A 17,081-nucleotide genomic window follows, 5' to 3' on the forward strand; every position below is an offset into this window, starting at 1 on the left:
ATCTCTTCCGGATCGCTTCAGGAGACGAGCGCCGCCGCGCAGGCGGCCAGGGCCACCGTGCACAGCACCGCGGCCGTCGCGTGCCTTGGAGTGAGGGCCGCCGGGCGGCCGCCCTCGGCCGTCGCCAGCGTGCGGATGCGGTGATGGGCGACGGCCAGGAAGCCCAGCCAGAGGGCGCAGCACACGGCGCTCAGGGCGACCCGCGCGGCCGTCGGCCCGCCCTGGAGGGTCGTCTTCGCGGCGAGCACGGCGACGACGGTGCTCGCGAGGGTCGTACGCCGCCATGCCAGCCGGGTGCGCTCCGGCTGCAGGCCGGGGTCCCGCGCGGCGGGCTGTTGATGGGGGTCCGGTGCGGCGGGCACGGTCATCCTTCCCAGCCGGCGAGAACGATCACGACCATCGCGACGGCGACGATCGCCACCGCGATGCCCAGCAGCGCGGGGAAGCGGGAGACCGGCAGGTCCTCGCCGCGCCGCATCGCGCGCTCACAGCGCACCCAGTGGTTCACCGCGCGCAACGAGCACAGCACCCCGGCCGCCAGCAGCGCGAGCGCGAGCCCGACCCGCCAACCCCATCGCAGGTCCGGCAGGAACTGATCCACGGCGAAGCCTCCGCCGATCAGTGCCAGCGCGGTGCGCAGCCAGGCCAGGAACGTGCGCTCATTGGCGAGCGAGAACCGGTAGTCCGGCGTGGCGCCGTCCTCCCTGACCCGCTCGGGCGCGAACCACACTCGGACGTTCCGCACCAATTCGATCACATGGGCGACCTTACCGACCGCGGGGAAGAAAACCGAACCCGTCTCAGCCCGTCGCCCGGTACTCCCGCAGGCGTTCGTACGCCGCCAGCCCGTCCGGCACCCACGGCCAGTCGCCGAGCCGCCGCCGGACCTCGTCCTCCGGCAGGAAGCCGTGCCAGGCGACCTCTTCCGCCTGGGGACGCACCGGCACCTCGCAGCGCACCTCGTACACGGCCGACCACCAGGTCTGCCCGGCCCCGTCGTCATACAGGAACTTGAAGAGACGTACCGGCCGCGGCAGGCCGGTCACGCCCAGTTCCTCCTCGGCCTCGCGCAGCGCGGCGTCGTCGTACGTCTCGCCCGCCCCGACGACCCCGCCGACGAACATGTCGTACAGGGACGGGAAGATCAGCTTGGTCGGTGTGCGGCGGTGGACGAACACGCGCCCCGAGGCGTCCCGGGCCTCGATGAACACGCTGCGATGCCGCAGCCCGCGGGCATACACCTCACCGCGCGGGGCCTGTCCGACCACCCGGTCGTGCTCGTCGACGACGTCGAGGATCTCGTCGGCGGGGTTCATGCCGCTGTCCTGGGAACTCATGCCTTCTCCTGGGAACTCATGGCGTCATCCAAACAGGACGGGATGCGCCGCATCCAGGCAGTTGACTCGGTCACGCCGTTGCCCAAGGATCTGACTGACCAGTAACAATGCCGGGAGGGCCTGCTATGGCGTACGACGCTGACGTGATCGTGATCGGGGCGGGCCTCGCCGGGCTCGCGGCGACCGCGGAGCTCGTCGACGCGGGGCGCAAGGTGATCCTCCTCGACCAGGAGCCGGAGCAGTCGATCGGCGGCCAGGCGCACTGGTCCTTCGGCGGACTGTTCTTCGTGAACTCTCCCGAGCAGCGCCGTATGCGGATCAGGGACAGTCACGCGCTGGCCCTCCAGGACTGGATGGGCACCGCCGCCTTCGACCGCCCCGAGGACCACTGGCCGCGCAAGTGGGCCGAGGCGTACGTGGACTTCGCGGCCGGTGAGAAGCGGTCCTGGCTGCACGGCCAGGGAGTGCGGTTCTTCCCGGTGGTGGGCTGGGCCGAGCGCGGCGGCTACGACGCGAACGGGCACGGCAACTCCGTGCCGCGCTTCCACATCACCTGGGGGACCGGGCCCGGACTGGTCGCGCCCTTCGAGCGGCGGGTGCGCGCCGGGGTCGCGCGTGGCCTCGTACAGCTCAGGTTCCGGCACCGGGTGACCGGTCTGTCGCGCAGTGCGGGCACGGTGGACACGGTCACCGGCGAGATCCTGGAGCCCTCGGACATCCAGCGAGGCCAGGCGAGCGGCCGCACGGTCACCGGGGCCTTCGAGCTCCGGGCGCAGGCGGTGATCGTCACCTCGGGCGGTATCGGCGGCAACCACGATCTCGTACGCGCCAACTGGCCGGAGCGGCTGGGCAGTCCGCCGGAGCGGATGATCTCCGGCGTACCCGCGCACGTCGACGGCAAGATGCTCGGTATCGCCGAGGGCGCGGGGGCCCACCTCATCAACCGCGACCGCATGTGGCACTACACCGAGGGCATCCAGAACTGGAATCCCATCTGGGACAACCACGGCATCCGCATCCTGCCGGGCCCGTCCTCGCTCTGGCTCGACGCCCGCGGCAACCGTCTGCCCGTCCCGCTCTTTCCGGGCTTCGACACGCTCGGCACGCTGGAACACATCATGAAGACCGGGTACGACTACACCTGGTTCGTGCTCGACCAGAAGATCATCGGCAAGGAGTTCGCGCTCTCGGGCTCGGAGCAGAACCCCGACCTCACCGGGAAGTCCGTCAGGGACGTCTTCGTGCGAGCGCGCGCGGACGTGCCCGCTCCGGTCAAGGCGTTCATGGACCACGGCGTCGACTTCGTCGTGGAGAAGGACCTGGGCGCGCTGGTCCGCGGCATGAACGCGCTCACCAAGGAGCCGCTCATCGAGGAAGCCGCCCTGCGCCGCGAGGTCACCGCCCGCGACCGGGAGGTCGTGAACCCCTTCACCAAGGACCTCCAGGTGATGGCCCTCCGGGGCGCCCGCAGGTTCCTCGGGGACAAGCTGGTCCGTACGGCCGCCCCGCACCGCATCCTCGACCCCAAGGCCGGCCCGCTGATCGCCGTACGCCTCAACATCCTCACCCGCAAGACCCTCGGCGGCCTGGAGACCGACCTCTCCTCACGCGTACTGACCGAGGGCGGAGACCCGCTGACCGGTGTGTACGCGGCCGGCGAGGCAGCCGGGTTCGGCGGGGGCGGCGTCCACGGCTACCGTTCCCTCGAAGGCACCTTCCTCGGCGGCTGCCTCTTCTCGGGCCGTACGGCGGGCCGTGCGGCGGCGAGGGCGGTGAGCTGAGCGCGCCGGAGGCAGGGCCGACGGCACGGATCCTTGGCCAAGGAGGACGCTAAGGCCGGACCGGCGGTCGGCGGTCTGGCCTGTTCACACGGGTAGCGCCTCTGTTCCGCTTGACGTGAAGCGTTGGTTAGAGATTGTCTTTGCGCGATCACGTGCTGACAGAACCGCTGTCCTGTGAGGAAGTCCCGCGGTGCCCCCACCCCCACCTCCACCGCCCCTGGGCCGTGGCCGCAAGCGTGCGGCCCAGACCTTCGACGCCGCGCTCGACGACGTCGAACTCATCGGCGCCCGCGCCGCGTTGGCGCAGGGACGGTGGACCGCCGTACGTGCGCTGCTCGCCGCGACCGGTGACGACTGGGACCGTCGCGGGCATCGCGTCACCGTGCTCGCGCAGGAACCGAACACCCACGCCTGGGCCCGTGACTGGCTGGTCGCCGAACCGGAGTCCGCCGACGCCAACGTCCTGCTCGCCCTGGCCACCGTGCAACGCGCCCTGAACGGCAAGTCGAAGCCGGACCGGGCGCGCACGGCCTGCGGCGCCGCGGCCGCCCTCGCGCCCGCCGACCCCACGCCCTGGCTCGGTCTGCTGATCCTGGAGCGATTCCTCGGCGCCGAGGAGGACGTGGTCAAGCTCTTCGACGAGGTGCGGCACCGGTATCCCGATCACCACCACGCCCACCATCTGATGACGGCCCGGCTCGCCGAGCGCCGGCCGGACGCGGGCCGGGACCCGCTGCACGAGGTCTACGACTTCGCCGCCTGGTCGGCCGAACACGCGCCCGCCGACTCGCCGCTCGCGATCCTGCCCGTCGTCGCGCACGCCGAGCGCTACCGCGTCCTGGCCGCCGCCGGCGGCGGCGCCACCGACCCCGTGGCCTCCGGGCACTGGGTCGGCCGCCGGGCCCGCCAGGTGATGAAGGCGGCCTTCGACTGGTGGCTGGAGTGGGAGCGCGACGACCACCCGCGCAGCCACATCGACCTCAACTTCCTCGCCCACGCGAAGTTCTGCGAGGGCCGGGGTGCCGAAGCGGCCGCCCTGTTCCACCGCATCGGACCGTACGCGACCCCGGCGCCGTGGTCGTACCCGGACCGCGACCCGTACAAGGCCTTCCGCGCCGCACGCGACAGCGCGCTCGGCACGGCATGAACGACCATCCCGAAATCCGAAAGGACAACCCCGCGATGACGACGGGCAGTTCCCACACCTCGAGCGCCTCGAGCGTCTCGGGCACGAGCAGACAGGCGGCCGACGGTGCCGGCATCAGCACCTTCAAGGGGCAGGATCGCGCGCTGCGCGCCGACCGGCTCGGTACGGGGGGCCTGCTGCTCTCCGTCCTCGCGGCGACCGCCCCGCTCATGGTGGTCGCTGGTGTCATGCCCACAACATTCGCGGTGATGGGCATCGTCGGCCAGCCGGTGCTCTTCGTCGTCCTCGGGGTGGTGCTGGTCCTCTTCAGCGTCGGGTACGCCGAGATGAGCCGCCATGTCCACAACGCGGGCGCCTTCTACGCCTACGTCGCGCGCGGCCTCGGCGGCACCGCGGGCGCCGGCGCCGCACTGGTCGCGCTCGTCGCCTACAACGCGCTCCAGGTCGGCATCTACGGCATCTTCGGCTTCGAGGTGTCCGGACTGTTCGCCACCTATCTCGAGGTCGAAGTCGCCTGGTGGATACCGGCGTTGGCCGCGGCACTCGTCGTCGGCGCGCTCGGCTGGCTGAAGATCGACGTCAACGCGCGCGTCCTCGGCGTCCTGCTGCTCATCGAGGTGGCGCTCGTCGTCGTCTTCGACCTCGCGGCCGTCGCCGACCCCGCCAAGGAGGGCCTGTCGCTGCACGCCTTCAACCCGGACACCCTCACCGGGGCGGGACTCGGCACCGCGCTGTGCTTCTGCGTCGCCGGATTCCTCGGCTTCGAACAGGCCCCCGTGTACGCCGAGGAGACCAGCCGTCCGCACATCCTGGTCCCGCGCGTGATGTTCCTGGCGGTCGGATTCGTCGCCGTCTTCTTCGCGATCAGCTCCTGGGCGCTGACCGTCGCCACCGGCCCCTCCGGGATCGTGGCCGCCTCGCAGAAGCAGAGCGCCGGGCTACTGTTCGCCCTCACCGAGTCGCGGCTCGGCGGGACGTTCACGGACGTCCTCCATGTCCTGTTCGTCACCGGCATGTTCGCGGCGATGCTCAGCTTCCACAACGTCGTCGCCCGGTACGCCTTCGCGATGGGCCGCGAGGGGCTGCTGCCCGCCGCGTTCGGCCGGACGACGGGCCTGAGCGGCGCTCCCGGCACGGGCTCGCTCCTGCAGAGCGCCGTCGCGGTGGTGGTCGTGGCGGCCTTCGCGCTGGCCGACGACAAGCCGGCCGGGGACCCGACCGCGCCCGTGCTGCACCTGTTCACGTGGTTGGGCAACATCGGAGCGCTCGGCGTCATCCTGCTGATGGCGACGGCCTCGCTCTCGGTCGTCGTCTTCTTCGCCCGCCGGGGCTCCGCCCGAGCGCAGGCGTGGCGGCTGGCCGCCTCCGCGATCGCGGGCGTCGCACTCCTGGTCATCGCGGGCTACACGGTCAAGGACTTCGACGTCCTCGTGGGCTCGGGCCCCGGGTCGGCGCTGAGCTGGGTGCTGCCGGGCATCATCGCGCTGGCCGCCGTTCTGGGGCTGCTCCACGGCCTGTTCATGCGCTCCCGCAAGCCCGAGGCCCACGCCCGCATCGGGCTCGGCAACGAGGCGTTCCAGTTGGACAAGGCGGCGGAATCCGTCTCCTGAGGCCGGTCGGAAGTGATGACGGAACACCAGTGATCACGGAACACCAGTGATTACGGAACACTGACGAGCACCCTTGATCCCCTGGCCATCGGGGGCCAAGGGTGCTCGAATCAGAGGGTGAACTCGCAACGACCGATGCCATCGGAACCGGAACCGGAACGGGATCGGGAGCCCGAGGAGGGCGGCTCCCCCGTAGGGCGGCGGCTCCTGCTCGGCATGCTCGGGCTCGGGGCGCTCGGCGTGGCCGCCGCGCCCACGCTCCAGCGCGGCCTCGAGTCCTTCCTCGGCGGCGCCGCCGACAAGGACCCCACCGGTCTGACCGGCCTCCTTCCCAATGGAGGCGGCTTCCGCTACTACTCGGTCACCTCGTCCGTGCCGCACAAGGACGCCGACGACTACCGCCTCACCATCGACGGCCTCGTCGACCACCCCACCACGTACACGCTCTCCGATCTGCGTGCGCTGCCGCAGACCCGGCTGGTCCGCGACGTCCAGTGCGTCACGGGCTGGCGGGTGCCGCACACGCCCTTCGAGGGGGTGCGGCTGTCCCGGTTGCTGGATGCCGCGGGGGTGCGTTCCTCGGCGGGTGCGGTGCGTTTCAGGTGCTTCGACGGCATGTACACGGAGAGCCTGACGCTCTCTCAAGCCCGCCGCGCGGACGTGCTCGTCGCGCTCCGTATGCAGGACAAGGACCTGTCCCACTCCCACGGAGGCCCCGTCCGCCTCTATGTCGCCCCCATGTACTTCTACAAGTCGGCGAAGTGGCTGTCCGGCATCACCGTCACGTCGGACGTCCGCCCCGGCTACTGGGAGGACCGTGGCTACGACGTGGACGCGTGGGTGGGCCGCTCGAACGGACGTGACGATGAGTCCACATGAGACGACGGCGCCTGCGGCGGCGAAGACCGGGGAGCCCATGAGCTCCTCCCGGGTGCGCCGCTTCACCCGCGCCGAACGCTGGGTGCACCGGGTGACGGCCCTCCTGATGGGGCTGTGCGTACTGACCGCGGCCTGCCTCTACGTTCCCCAGCTGGCGGAACTCGTCGGCCGCCGCGCCCTGGTGGTCACGTTGCACGAGTGGTCGGGTCTGCTCCTGCCGGTTCCGGTGCTGCTGGGTCTTGCCTCTCGCGCGTTCCGGGCGGACCTGGGCCGGCTGAACCGCTTCGGCCCGCACGACCGGGTCTGGCTGCGCTCGGCCCTGCGCCGTGACGCCCGGCCGGCCTCGCGGCCGGCCGGGAAGTTCAACGCGGGGCAGAAGACGTACGCGGCCTGGATCGCCGGAGCGACGCTGGTGATGCTGGGCACGGGGCTGTTGATGTGGTTCACCCACCTCACCCCGCTCGTCTGGCGCACCAGCGCGACCTTCGTCCACGACTGGCTCGCCCTGACGATCGGCATCGTCCTCGCCGGCCACATCGGCATGGCCCTGTCCGCCCCGGAGTCCCGCAGAGGCCTCCGCACCGGCTCGGTGAGCCGCGAGTGGGCGGAGCGCGAGCATCCCCTGTGGCGCCCGTGAGCCTCTGGCCTCCGGCGGTTGGGCGGGGGCGCCTGCTGCTGGGTTGGTGGGTCGGGGGCGACCGCGGGAGCGTGGGGGTGCGCCCTTCAGGGGCCGCTGGGTGACTGAGGGCGAGTGGGGCGCGCCCCTTTAGGGGCGCGGGGAACTGCGCGACCAGCCACAGCCGGCCCGCAGCCGAAGGACGAAACCCACCCCTCCCCCTTCCTCCCTCCCGCCCGAGGGCGACCGCAGGTCCACGGAGTGGCTAGCTTTCGAAGTCCAGCAACACCTTGCAGGACCTGCCCCGATCCGCCGCCAGAGCAAATGCCTGCTCCGCCTCCCGGAGGGAGATCGTCGCGCTCACCAGCGCATCAAAGCGAGACTCCCGCGCGAGCAACGCCAGCGCGTCGTCGAACTCCGAGTCGAAGCGAAACGCCCCGCGAAGGTCGATCTCCCGGCTGACCACAAGGTTCCCGGCGAAAGGACTCTGGCCGGGCGGAAGCATCCCGAGCTGCACGACGACACCGCCGCGCCGCACGAGGCGAAGGCAGGTGTCCAGCCCGGCGGCAACCCCGGACGCCTCGATCGCGGTGTCCACCTCCGAGGGCCACCCATGAGCGGCAGGATCGTCGGCGCGTACGACGGTGTCGGCACCCGCCGCCTCCGCGAACTCCAGCGCACGCGGCACCAGATCCGTGACCGTCACCTGCGCGGCACCCGCCGCCTTCGCCGCCGCGACGACGAGACAGCCGATGGGCCCCGCGCCGGTGACAAGGACATGCTGGCCGGCCACATCACCGGCCCGCCGCACCGCGTGCAACGCGACCGACAACGGCTCGGCCAGCGCGGCCCGGCGCAGCGAAAGCCCGGCCGGCAGCGCCCGCACCTGCTCGACGGGCACGACGACCCGGCCCGCGAACCCGCCCTGCACATGCGGTGTGCGCGCCGCGCTGCCGAGGTAGCGGGTGTCCCGGCACACGTTCCGCCGCCCTGACACGCACTCCGGACACACCCCGCAGGGCGTCGCCGGATGCACCGCGACGTCCGTACCCGGCGCGGGAAGGTTCAGGGCCCCGGTCGGCGCGGACTCGTCGCCCCCGTCCCCGTACGACACGACCGTCCCCACCACCTCGTGCCCCAGCACCATCGGCTCCCGCAGACGGAAGTCACCGACGCCGCCGTGTCGCCAGTAGTGCAGATCGGAGCCGCACACGCCGCCGTACCGCACGGCGACGAGCGCCTCGCCGGGGCCGGGGGAAGGGACGGGGAGTTCGTCGACCCGCAGGTCTCCCTGGCCGTGGATCACGCAACCGAGCATCGCGAAGGCTCCTTTCACAGAACGCTGGTCATGCCGCCGTCGACGTACAGGATCTGCCCGCTCACGAAGTCGGCGGCGGGTGAGGCGAGGAAGAGCACCCCGCCGACCAGGTCCTCCGTACGCCCCCAGCGCCCGGCGGGCGTACGCCGCCGCACCCACGCGCTGAACTCCGGGTCGTCCACGAGGGGTTGGGTCAGCTCGGTCTCGATGTAACCGGGACCGAGCCCGTTGACCTGCACGCCGTGCGGCCCCCAGTCCGCGCACATGCCCTTGGTGAGCATCTTCAGCGCACCCTTGGTGGCCGCGTACGGCGCGATCCCGGGCCGTACCACCTCGCTCTGCAGCGAGCAGATGTTGACGATCTTGCCGTGACCGCGTTCCGTCATCCGCCGGGCGGCTTCCCGGCCCACCAGGAACGCGCTCGTCAGATTGGTGTTCAGGATCCGGTGCCAGTCGGCGTCCGCGAACTCCAGCAGGGGAGCGCGCAGTTGCATCCCCGCGTTGTTGACGAGGATGTCGAGCGGGCCCACTCGGTCCTCGACCTCCGCTATGCCCGCCGCCACTGACGGGCCGTCGGTGACATCGAAGGCCGCGGTGTGGACCCTGCCGGTGCCGTCCAGTTCCGCCGCCGCCTTCGCGAGCCGCGAGGTGTCCCGCCCGTTGAGTACCACCGTGCAGCCGGCCTCCGCGAGCCCCCGGGCCAGCGCGAGCCCGATGCCCCGGCTGGACCCGGTGACCAGCGCCGTACGGCCGCTGATGTCGAACAGAGGGTGACTCATGGCCGTACCTCTTCCTTGATTCCCTGTATCCCTAGATGGCGAGTGACAGCAGCAGGACCACGGCTCCGGCGACCACCGAGATGATGGTCTCCATCACCGACCATGTCTTGATCGTCTGACCGACGCCGAGGCCGAAGTACTCCTTGACCAGCCAGAAGCCGGCGTCGTTGACATGGCTGAAGAACAGCGAGCCCGCGCCGATCGCCAGCACCAGCAGGGCGGTGTGCGTGGTCGACATGTCAGCGGCGAGCGGGGCGACGAGACCGGCGGCCGAGATGGTGGCGACCGTCGCGGAACCGGTCGCGAGCCGGATCGCCACGGCGATCAGCCAGGCGAGGAGCAGGGCGGGTATCGACCAGTCCTGGGATATGTCGAGGATCATCTCGCCCACACCGCAGTCGATCAGCGTCTGCTTGAAGCCGCCGCCCGCGCCGACGATCAGCAGGATGCCCGCGATCGGGGCGAGCGACGTCTCGACGGTCGAGGCGATCCGTCCCTGGGTGAACCCGGCCGCCCGGCCCAGCGTGAAGATGCCGACGAGGACCGCCGCGAGCAGCGCGATCAGCGGCGAGCCGATCACGTCGAAGACCCTCTGCACCATGTTTTCGGGGTCGTCCACGACGATGTCCACCAGCGCCTTGGCCAGCATCAGCACGACCGGCAGCAGCACGGTGGCGAGGGTGGCGCCGAAGCCGGGGCGCCGCTCCAGGTCGTCGGAGGCGCGCTGGGGGAGCATCTTCTCGGGCGCGGGGACATCCACCCAGCGGGCCGCGTACTTCGAGAAGAGCGGGCCCGCGATGATCACGGTCGGGATGGCGACGAGCACGCCGAGGGCCAGCGTCACACCAAGGTCCGCCTTGACCGCGTCGATCGCGACCAGCGGGCCGGGGTGCGGCGGGATCAGACCGTGCATCACGGACAGACCCGCGAGCGCCGGAATGCCGATCCGCATCAGCGAGTAGTTGCCGCGCTTGGCCACCATCAGGACGACCGGGATCAGCAGCACGATGCCGACCTCGAAGAACAGCGGCAGCCCGATCACCGAGGCGATCAGCACCATCGCCCAGGGCATCGCGCGCCCTCCCGCCCTGGCGAGGATCGTGTCGACTATCTGGTCGGCGCCGCCGGAGTCCGCGAGCAGCTTGCCGAGGATGGCGCCGAGTGCGATCAGGACGCCCACGCCGGCGACCGTGTCACCAAGACCCTTGCTGAAGCTGGTGATGGCCGCGTCGAGCGGCGCTCCGGCGATCGCGCCGAGCGCCAGCGACCCGATGGTCAGCGCGAGGAAGGCGTGCAACTTGAACTGGGTGATGAGCAGGACGATGACGGCGATGCCTGCCAGGACGGCGATGCCCAGCTGCGCATGTCCCGCCGAGGTGATCGGCTCGACGGGGTCCGCTGCCAGCATCTCGACGCTGAGTCCGGTCACGGTGTTTGGTCCTTGGGGTGTGGGCTGGGGCAGTCAGGGGGAATGCGGGGGATGCCAGGGGGAGTTACTGGTCGAGGCCGTGCAGAGCGGAGAGGGCCCGTTCGGCGATCTCCTCCGGACTGCCGGAGACGTCCACGGCGACACCCGCCTCGTCCGCCTGGAGCGGCTGGAGGGTGGCGAACTGGGAGTCCAGCAGGGCCGTCGGCATGAAGTGACCCTGACGGTGCGTCATCCGGTCCTCGATGAGCTTCCGGTCGCCGGTGAGCTGGACGAACACCAGGCCGGGAGCGGAGGCCCGCAACCGGTCGCGGTAACTCCGCTTCAGCGCCGAGCAGCTGACCACGCCGCCGAGTCCGGCCCGCTCGTGCGCCCACTCGCCGATGGCGTCCAGCCATGGCCGGCGGTCCTCGTCCGTGAGCGGCGTCCCGGCCGACATCTTGGCGATGTTGGTCTCGGGGTGGAAGCCGTCGCCCTCGGCGTACGGCACGCCGAGCCGGTCGGCGAGCAGGGGTCCGACGGTGGTCTTGCCCGTGCCCGCCACACCCATGATCACGACGACATGGGGACTGCGCGGTTCGTGGGTGCGCGGTGAATTCATCGTGTCTCGCTGTCTTCTTCGACATCGGATGGTCGACGTCGGGGTACGTCGGGTGCCGCATCCGTTCACGACACTGAAACTCATTAGGTCATACGAGTTCAAGAGGTCGACCCTAAAAAGTCTGACTTTTTCTCCGGGGCGTCCGCCTCGTAGGCTGAGCCCCATGAGCACACCGGGCCGGGGGCTGCACGGCCATGTACTGGACGGCCTCGGGCCTGCGATCACCGCCGGTGAGTACCCGCCGGGCAGCGTGCTGCGCACCGACGAACTGGCGCAGCGCTTCGAAGTGTCGCGCTCGGTGATGCGCGAGGCCGTCCGGGTCCTGGAGTCGATGCACCTCGTGGAGTCCCGCCGCCGGGTGGGCGTGACCGTGCGCCCCACCAGCGAGTGGAACGTCTACGATCCCCAGGTCATCCGGTGGCGCCTCGCGGGTGCCGACCGCCCGCGCCAGCTGCGCTCGCTCACCGTGCTGCGCTCCGCCGTCGAGCCGGTCGCCGCGGGCCTCGCCGCCCAGCACGCCACGGCCGACCAGTGCGCCGAACTCACCCAGTGCGCCTTGAACATGGTCGCCACCTCACGCGGCAACCAGCTGCGGGCGTACCTCGTGCACGACATCGCCTTCCACCGGATCATCCTCAACGCGTCCGGCAACGAGATGTTCGCCCGCCTCGGTGACGTGGTCGCCGAGGTCCTGGCGGGCCGTACCCACCACCAGGTCATGTTCGAGGACCCCGACCCGGAAGCCGTCACCCTGCACGTCCAGGTCGCCGAGGCGGTACGCGGGGGCGACGCGTCCCGCGCCGAGGAACTGACCCGCGAGATCACGGTGGGCGCACTCCAGGAGCTCGACATCCTCGCGCCCTGACCGAGGCGCCGTCGCTACTCGGGGAAGTCCCCGTCCACGTACACCCACGCCCCGTCGACCCGCTCGAAGCGGCTGCGCTCCTGCAGCGAGCCCCCGGCGTACGAGGCCCGGAAGGTCACCGTCCCGGTGCTGTGGAAGGCCGAGCCCTCGGCCGTGGCGAGAATCTCCAGGCCGGTCCAGCGCATCCTCGGATCGAACTCGACGTGCGCCGGCCGGGTCCGTGGATGCCAGGTTCGCAACAGATACGCCTCGTCGCGCTTCACGAACGCCGCATACCGAGACCGCATCAGCGCCTCGGCGGTCGGCGCCGCTCCCTCACCCCCATGAAACCGGCCACAGCAGGTTACGTAGCTGTCCGGCCGCCCACAGGGGCAGAAAGCGGACGGTGTGGGACGGGTCGACCCCTGTCGCGCGGGGCGCTTGGTGCGTCGGGACATGGTCCCCATTCTGCGGCATCGCCTCCTGTGCCGGTGTTGTGGATCATCCGCCGCGACACGAGGCAACGGCGTGCGAATGGCGTGGAATCCTCTTCACGGAACCTCCCCGCGTGGTGGCCTGAAGGGGTCTTGTTCCGGCCTTTCCGCACGCCGCAGGGTTGGCGGCAGCACTCACGCATCAGGAGTCACAAGCACATCGCTTGACCTGGACGGCCAACCGCCCGGGGCACTGACGGGGGACTGATGAGGTGCGCCTGTCCCGCTGCGGCTACTCCGCGCGGGACGATCTGGCGCGCGCTGTACCGCACCCTCTTCCTCTGCCGTCTCTTGGTGCCTTTCATCCGGTGCCCGAGAACGGATTAGGAGGGGGAATGCCGATGACCGCGGCGAGCACTGCCAAGCCGACGTATCCCGGCGTCTACGTCGAAGAGCTTCCCAGCAGCGCCCGTACCATCTCGACCGTCACCACCTCGGTGACTGCCTTCGTGGGGCACACCCGGCGTGGACCGCTGAACGAGCCGGTGCGCGTCACCAGCTTCACCGAGTTCGAGCGCCGCTTCGGCGGCCTGAGCTCGCAGAGCGCCGTCGGCTACGCGGTCCACCAGTTCTTCGGCAACGGTGGCACCGTCGCCGTGATCGTCCGCGTCGCCAAGGCGGGCAGCGGCCAGGCCGCCTGCGTCACCCTGGAGTCCACCGAGGGCCACAGCGAAAGCCCGGTCCTCGAAGTGCACGCCAAGGAGCCGGGCGTGTGGGGCAACGGCCTGCGCGTCGCCGTCGACTACGAGGCGCCCTGCACCGAAGAAACCTTCAACCTGCGTGTGTACGACGCCAAGGGCGACGCCCGCGAGAGCTTCACCGGGCTGTCCATGGACGCCTCGCACGGCCACTACGCGCCGACCGTGGTCAACGCGGGCTCCCGGCTGATCCGCGTCGAGGCCGTCGGCGAGGGCCGCCCCGACCCGTCCGGCACCGTCTCCAAGCCGTTCGGGCAGGAACTGCCCGACCTGGCCGTCGACCTGACCGTCAAGATCGGCGAGGTCGAGCGCGAGTTCACGCTCTACGACCCCGACACGGACGGCGAGGCCCCGAGCGGCGTCACCGAACTGGCCCTGCTCCTGGAGCGCAAGCTGCGGGCGCTGCCCGACGCGCCCGGCAAGCACGCCTTCGCGGGCGCCGAGGTCACCGCTTTCGGCCGGCGCATCCAGGTCGTGGCGGGCTCCACCGACCCCGAGGACGTCGTCCGGTTCGTCGGCGAGTGCGCCAACGACCTGGGCCTGGAGGCCTCCGTCAACGCGCCCGTGTTCCCGCTGGAGGGCGGGGAGGACGGCGAGGCGCCGGGACCCCGTGACCTCATCGGCAGCGAGGCCGACAAGAGCGGCATCCAGTCGCTGCGCGGTGTCGCGGACGTCAACCTGCTCGTCCTGCCGGAGCTCGCGGCGTACGAGTCGACCGAGGACATGATCACGGTTGTCTCGGCGGCGCAGCGGCTGTGCCAGGAGCGGCGGATCTTCCTCCTCGTCGACGCCCCCGGCAACTGGGTCAGCGTGGACACGGCCCGAGCCGGACTCGCGGCCTTCGACGCCGTGCGCGGCAACCACGCGGGCCTGTACTTCCCGCACCTCCAGCTCACCGACCCGCTCACCGGGCGGCTGCGCTCCTTCCCGCCGTCCGGCGCGGTCGCGGGGGTCTTCGCGCGCACCGACTCCGAGCGCGGCGTATGGAAGGCACCGGCCGGCACCGAAGCACGGCTCGCGGGAGTGCACTCGCTCACGGTCAACCTCACCGACCGCGAGACCGGGCTGCTCAACCCGCTCGGCGTCAACTGCCTGCGCACCTTCCCGATGGTCGGCCCGCTGGTGTGGGGCGCGCGCACCCTGGAGGGCTCCGACGCGCTCGACGGCGAGTGGAAGTACGTCTCCGTGCGGCGGCTCGCACTGCACGTGGAGGACAGCCTGCAGCGCGGCTTGCAGTGGGCCGTCTTCGAGCCCAACGACGAGAACCTCTGGCAGCAGATCCGGCTCAACGCCTCCGCGTATCTGCACAACCTCTTCCGTCAGGGCGCCTTCAAGGGCGGGACGCCGCGCGAGGCGTACTTCGTCAAGTGCGACCACGACACCACGACGGACGAGGACATCGCGAACGGCGTCGTGAACGTCCTGGTCGGCATCGCGCCGGTCCGGCCCGCCGAGTTCGTGATCGTCAGGATCCAGCAGACGTCCGGGCAGTTCGAGCTCTAGGGAATCCGGCTCCAGGGAATGGAATCTTGAGGAAAATCGATGGCTGAGTTCACTGTCAACGCGCAGCGTTTCGACCCGTACAAGAACTTCAAGTTCCTCGTCCTTTGGGACGGCCGTACGGTCGCGGGCATCAGCAAGATCAGTCCGCTGAAGCGGACCACCGAGGTCGTCAAGCACCGGCACGGCGGCGACCCCAGCTCCCCGCGCAAGTCGCCCGGGCGTTCCGAGTTCGAGGGCATCACGCTGGAGCGCGGGGTCACGCACGACCCCGAGTTCGACCGCTGGGCCAACAAGGTCTGGCAGGTCGGCGCGGGCCTCGGCTCCGAGGTGTCCCTCGCCGACTTCCGCAAGGACATCGTGATCCAGGTCCTCAACGAGGCCGGTCAGGTGGCCGTCTCGCACAAGCTCTACCGGACCTGGCCGAGCGAGTACCAGGTCCTCGGCGAGATGGACGCCAACGCCAACGCGGTGGCGATCCAGTCGCTGAAGCTCGAGTGCGAGGGCTGGGAGCGGGACTACGAGGTGTCCGAGCCGGAGGAGCCCTCGTTCCTCAACCCCGCCTGAACGGTGGCGTGTTGAACGAAAGCGGGGCTGCTGCCATGGCGGCGGGGCGGGTACGGAACGGGGGCGGGCATGGCGATCACTCGGGCGGCTGAACTCCTGGCCACCTGGGAAGCGGGGCTTGCCCAGGCTCCCTGGGGACGCGCCCAGCTGCTGCACCGTGCCGCACGTCCGGACACCGGCGGCGAGGCGCTGTCCTCGCTGCCGGTGGGCGAGCGAGAGGCGGACCTCTTCGCGCTGCGCCTGGCGCTGTTCGGCGAGCGGATGCAGGTGCGCCTCGCCTGCGGTGCGTGCGGCGAGGACATGGAATTCGACCTGGACGCCCGGGAGTTCGCCCGGTCGTCGGCCGCTCCCGCCGAACCGCGGGTTCGGGTCGCCGAGGGCGGCTGGGAGGTCGAGTTCCGGGTGCCGAGCGTCGCCGACCTGACGGCGGCGGCCCGGCAGCCGGACGCCCGGCGGGCCCTGCTCGCGCGGTGCGTCGTCTCGGCGGTGCGCGACGGGGAGACCGTCGCCGCCGACGTTCTCTCCGACGCCCTGCCCGAGGTGGTGCAGCGCCGGCTCGCCGAGGCGGCACAGGCAGCCGACCCGGGCGCCGACGTGACGCTCAACGTCAACTGCCCCGAGTGCGCGGCGGCCACCCGCGCCGAACTCGACATCGCCTCCTATCTGTGGACCGAACTGGACGCCTGGGCACGGGACACGCTCCTCGACGTCCACCTGCTCGCCACCGCGTACGGCTGGAGCGAGCCGGAGATCCTGGCGCTCAGCCCGCTGCGGCGTCGCTACTACCTGGAGCTGTGTGCGGATGTCTGACTCCTGGGGAGGGCGCCCCGTCGAGGACCGGCCGTCCCGGGCCCCCGACTTCTTCGACCGGCTGCTCGCCCGGCACACGCCGGCCGCCGCGCCACGTTCCGGTGTGGTGCGGGTACGGCCGCGACTCGCCGGTCCTTTCGAGCGGGTCGAAGCCGTACGGTCCGGGCCGCCGGAGCCGGACGCGACGGAGCCACTGTGGCCCTCCTCCGCTCCGTCACCGGCGCCGGACGGCGACCCCGCGCCTTCGGCGGCTCATGAGGTCCGGTTCCGCACGGAGCACGAGCGGACCGTCGTACGGACCGAGCGGGCGCCGTCCGGGGAAACCGAGCCGTGGCCTGCCGAGCGGGCCGTGCCCGACGCGCCGCTGCTCCGCCCCGCGATACCGGTGACGCCCAGCCCGCGGCCGGTACCCGACACCACGCGGCGGACGGCAGTTCGTGGCGACGCGGAGCGTCCCTCCGACCAGCGTGCGACGCCCGTACCCACCCCCCCGGGTACGGACGCCGCTTCCCGCGCCGCCGTGTCCGCCGCGCTGCGCCCCAGCGCCGCGGACACGGCGGCAGCACGCGACGCCGTACGGCAGGCGGCGGGCAGGCGGTCGGCGCGCGGCGCCGAGCAGGTGGTGCAGGTGCAGATCGGGCGGCTCGAAGTGACGGCGGCCGGCTCGCCGTCGG

At 71.2% G+C, this 17,081-nt stretch carries 18 protein-coding genes; 10 read left to right on the forward strand and 8 right to left on the reverse strand.

What is annotated here, in order from left to right:
- Window positions 1-17: 17 nt before the first annotated feature.
- The 3 genes from FE633_RS25410 to FE633_RS25420 are packed head-to-tail and all read right to left on the reverse strand — an operon-like array spanning window position 18 to window position 1,316.
- Window positions 18-368: a DUF202 domain-containing protein gene (locus FE633_RS25410; RefSeq protein ID WP_138047507.1), complete on the reverse strand. Its 351-nt coding sequence runs from the start codon at window positions 366-368 to the stop codon at window positions 18-20.
- Complete coding sequence (locus FE633_RS25415) at window positions 365-757, reverse strand: YidH family protein (protein ID WP_138047508.1); 393 nt, start codon at window positions 755-757, stop codon at window positions 365-367. Before FE633_RS25415 ends, FE633_RS25410 begins: the two co-directional genes overlap by 4 nt.
- Before the next feature lie 43 nt (window positions 758-800).
- Entirely contained in the window at window positions 801-1,316 is a 516-nt protein-coding gene (locus FE633_RS25420; RefSeq protein ID WP_138047550.1) for an NUDIX hydrolase, read from the reverse strand.
- Window positions 1,317-1,462: 146 nt separating this feature from the next.
- On the opposite strand from FE633_RS25420, the gene FE633_RS25425 reads away from it, so the two are divergent.
- From FE633_RS25425 to FE633_RS25445, 5 genes are all read left to right on the forward strand, one after another.
- Entirely contained in the window at window positions 1,463-3,118 is a 1,656-nt protein-coding gene (locus FE633_RS25425) for an FAD-binding dehydrogenase (RefSeq protein WP_138047509.1), read from the forward strand.
- A 190-nt stretch (window positions 3,119-3,308) separates the two neighbouring features.
- A complete protein-coding gene (locus tag FE633_RS25430) occupies window positions 3,309-4,265 on the forward strand; it encodes a hypothetical protein (RefSeq protein ID WP_138047510.1) in 957 nt (318 codons plus the stop codon).
- A gap of 35 nt (window positions 4,266-4,300) precedes the next feature.
- Complete coding sequence (locus FE633_RS25435; RefSeq protein ID WP_138047511.1) at window positions 4,301-5,875, forward strand: APC family permease; 1,575 nt, start codon at window positions 4,301-4,303, stop codon at window positions 5,873-5,875.
- A gap of 135 nt (window positions 5,876-6,010) precedes the next feature.
- A complete protein-coding gene (locus FE633_RS25440) occupies window positions 6,011-6,754 on the forward strand; it encodes a molybdopterin-dependent oxidoreductase (protein ID WP_138047512.1) in 744 nt (247 codons plus the stop codon).
- 37 nt (window positions 6,755-6,791) lie between these two features.
- Window positions 6,792-7,391 (forward strand): cytochrome b/b6 domain-containing protein, encoded by a 600-nt coding sequence (locus tag FE633_RS25445; protein ID WP_246113827.1) that lies wholly within the window; start codon window positions 6,792-6,794, stop codon window positions 7,389-7,391.
- A gap of 244 nt (window positions 7,392-7,635) precedes the next feature.
- Here the strand turns inward: FE633_RS25445 and FE633_RS25450 are convergent, their stop codons facing one another.
- The 4 genes from FE633_RS25450 to FE633_RS25465 all read right to left on the reverse strand — a co-directional run bounded on the left by FE633_RS25450 (window position 7,636) and on the right by FE633_RS25465 (window position 11,494).
- On the reverse strand, window positions 7,636-8,688 hold the full coding sequence (locus FE633_RS25450) for an L-idonate 5-dehydrogenase (RefSeq protein WP_138047514.1): 1,053 nt from the start codon (window positions 8,686-8,688) through the stop codon (window positions 7,636-7,638).
- A gap of 14 nt (window positions 8,689-8,702) precedes the next feature.
- Window positions 8,703-9,467, reverse strand: a complete 765-nt coding sequence (locus tag FE633_RS25455) for a glucose 1-dehydrogenase (RefSeq protein ID WP_138047515.1) — start codon at window positions 9,465-9,467, stop codon at window positions 8,703-8,705.
- Between the two features lie 31 nt (window positions 9,468-9,498).
- Window positions 9,499-10,896, reverse strand: coding sequence for a GntT/GntP/DsdX family permease (locus tag FE633_RS25460; protein WP_138047516.1), 1,398 nt, complete (start codon window positions 10,894-10,896; stop codon window positions 9,499-9,501).
- 64 nt (window positions 10,897-10,960) lie between these two features.
- Window positions 10,961-11,494 carry a gluconokinase gene (locus FE633_RS25465; protein ID WP_138047517.1) on the reverse strand — a complete coding sequence of 178 codons (534 nt, stop codon included), beginning with the start codon at window positions 11,492-11,494 and terminating at the stop codon, window positions 10,961-10,963.
- Window positions 11,495-11,657: 163 nt separating this feature from the next.
- On the opposite strand from FE633_RS25465, the gene FE633_RS25470 reads away from it, so the two are divergent.
- Window positions 11,658-12,359 carry a FadR/GntR family transcriptional regulator gene (locus tag FE633_RS25470; protein ID WP_138047518.1) on the forward strand — a complete coding sequence of 234 codons (702 nt, stop codon included), beginning with the start codon at window positions 11,658-11,660 and terminating at the stop codon, window positions 12,357-12,359.
- A gap of 14 nt (window positions 12,360-12,373) precedes the next feature.
- On the opposite strand, the gene FE633_RS25475 is transcribed toward FE633_RS25470, so the two are convergent.
- Complete coding sequence (locus FE633_RS25475; RefSeq protein WP_138047519.1) at window positions 12,374-12,796, reverse strand: YchJ family protein; 423 nt, start codon at window positions 12,794-12,796, stop codon at window positions 12,374-12,376.
- A gap of 371 nt (window positions 12,797-13,167) precedes the next feature.
- Here FE633_RS25475 and FE633_RS25480 point away from each other — a divergent pair, with 371 nt between their 5' ends.
- The 4 genes from FE633_RS25480 to FE633_RS25495 all read left to right on the forward strand — a co-directional run.
- Window positions 13,168-15,033: a phage tail sheath family protein gene (locus FE633_RS25480; protein WP_138047520.1), complete on the forward strand. Its 1,866-nt coding sequence runs from the start codon at window positions 13,168-13,170 to the stop codon at window positions 15,031-15,033.
- Window positions 15,034-15,072: 39 nt separating this feature from the next.
- The gene (locus tag FE633_RS25485; protein ID WP_138047521.1) at window positions 15,073-15,597 is read left to right on the forward strand and encodes a phage tail protein; all 525 of its coding nucleotides are present in this window, start codon (window positions 15,073-15,075) and stop codon (window positions 15,595-15,597) included.
- 69 nt (window positions 15,598-15,666) lie between these two features.
- Window positions 15,667-16,407, forward strand: a complete 741-nt coding sequence (locus tag FE633_RS25490; RefSeq protein WP_138047522.1) for a T4 family baseplate hub assembly chaperone — start codon at window positions 15,667-15,669, stop codon at window positions 16,405-16,407.
- Window positions 16,400-17,081, forward strand: a 682-nt coding sequence (locus tag FE633_RS25495; RefSeq protein WP_246113828.1) for a hypothetical protein, incomplete at its 3' end; no start/stop codon positions are given. The genes FE633_RS25490 and FE633_RS25495, both read left to right, overlap by 8 nt.

The sequence above is a fragment of the Streptomyces montanus genome (assembly GCF_005786655.1).
Classification (GTDB): Bacteria; Actinomycetota; Actinomycetes; order Streptomycetales; family Streptomycetaceae; genus Streptomyces; species Streptomyces sporangiiformans.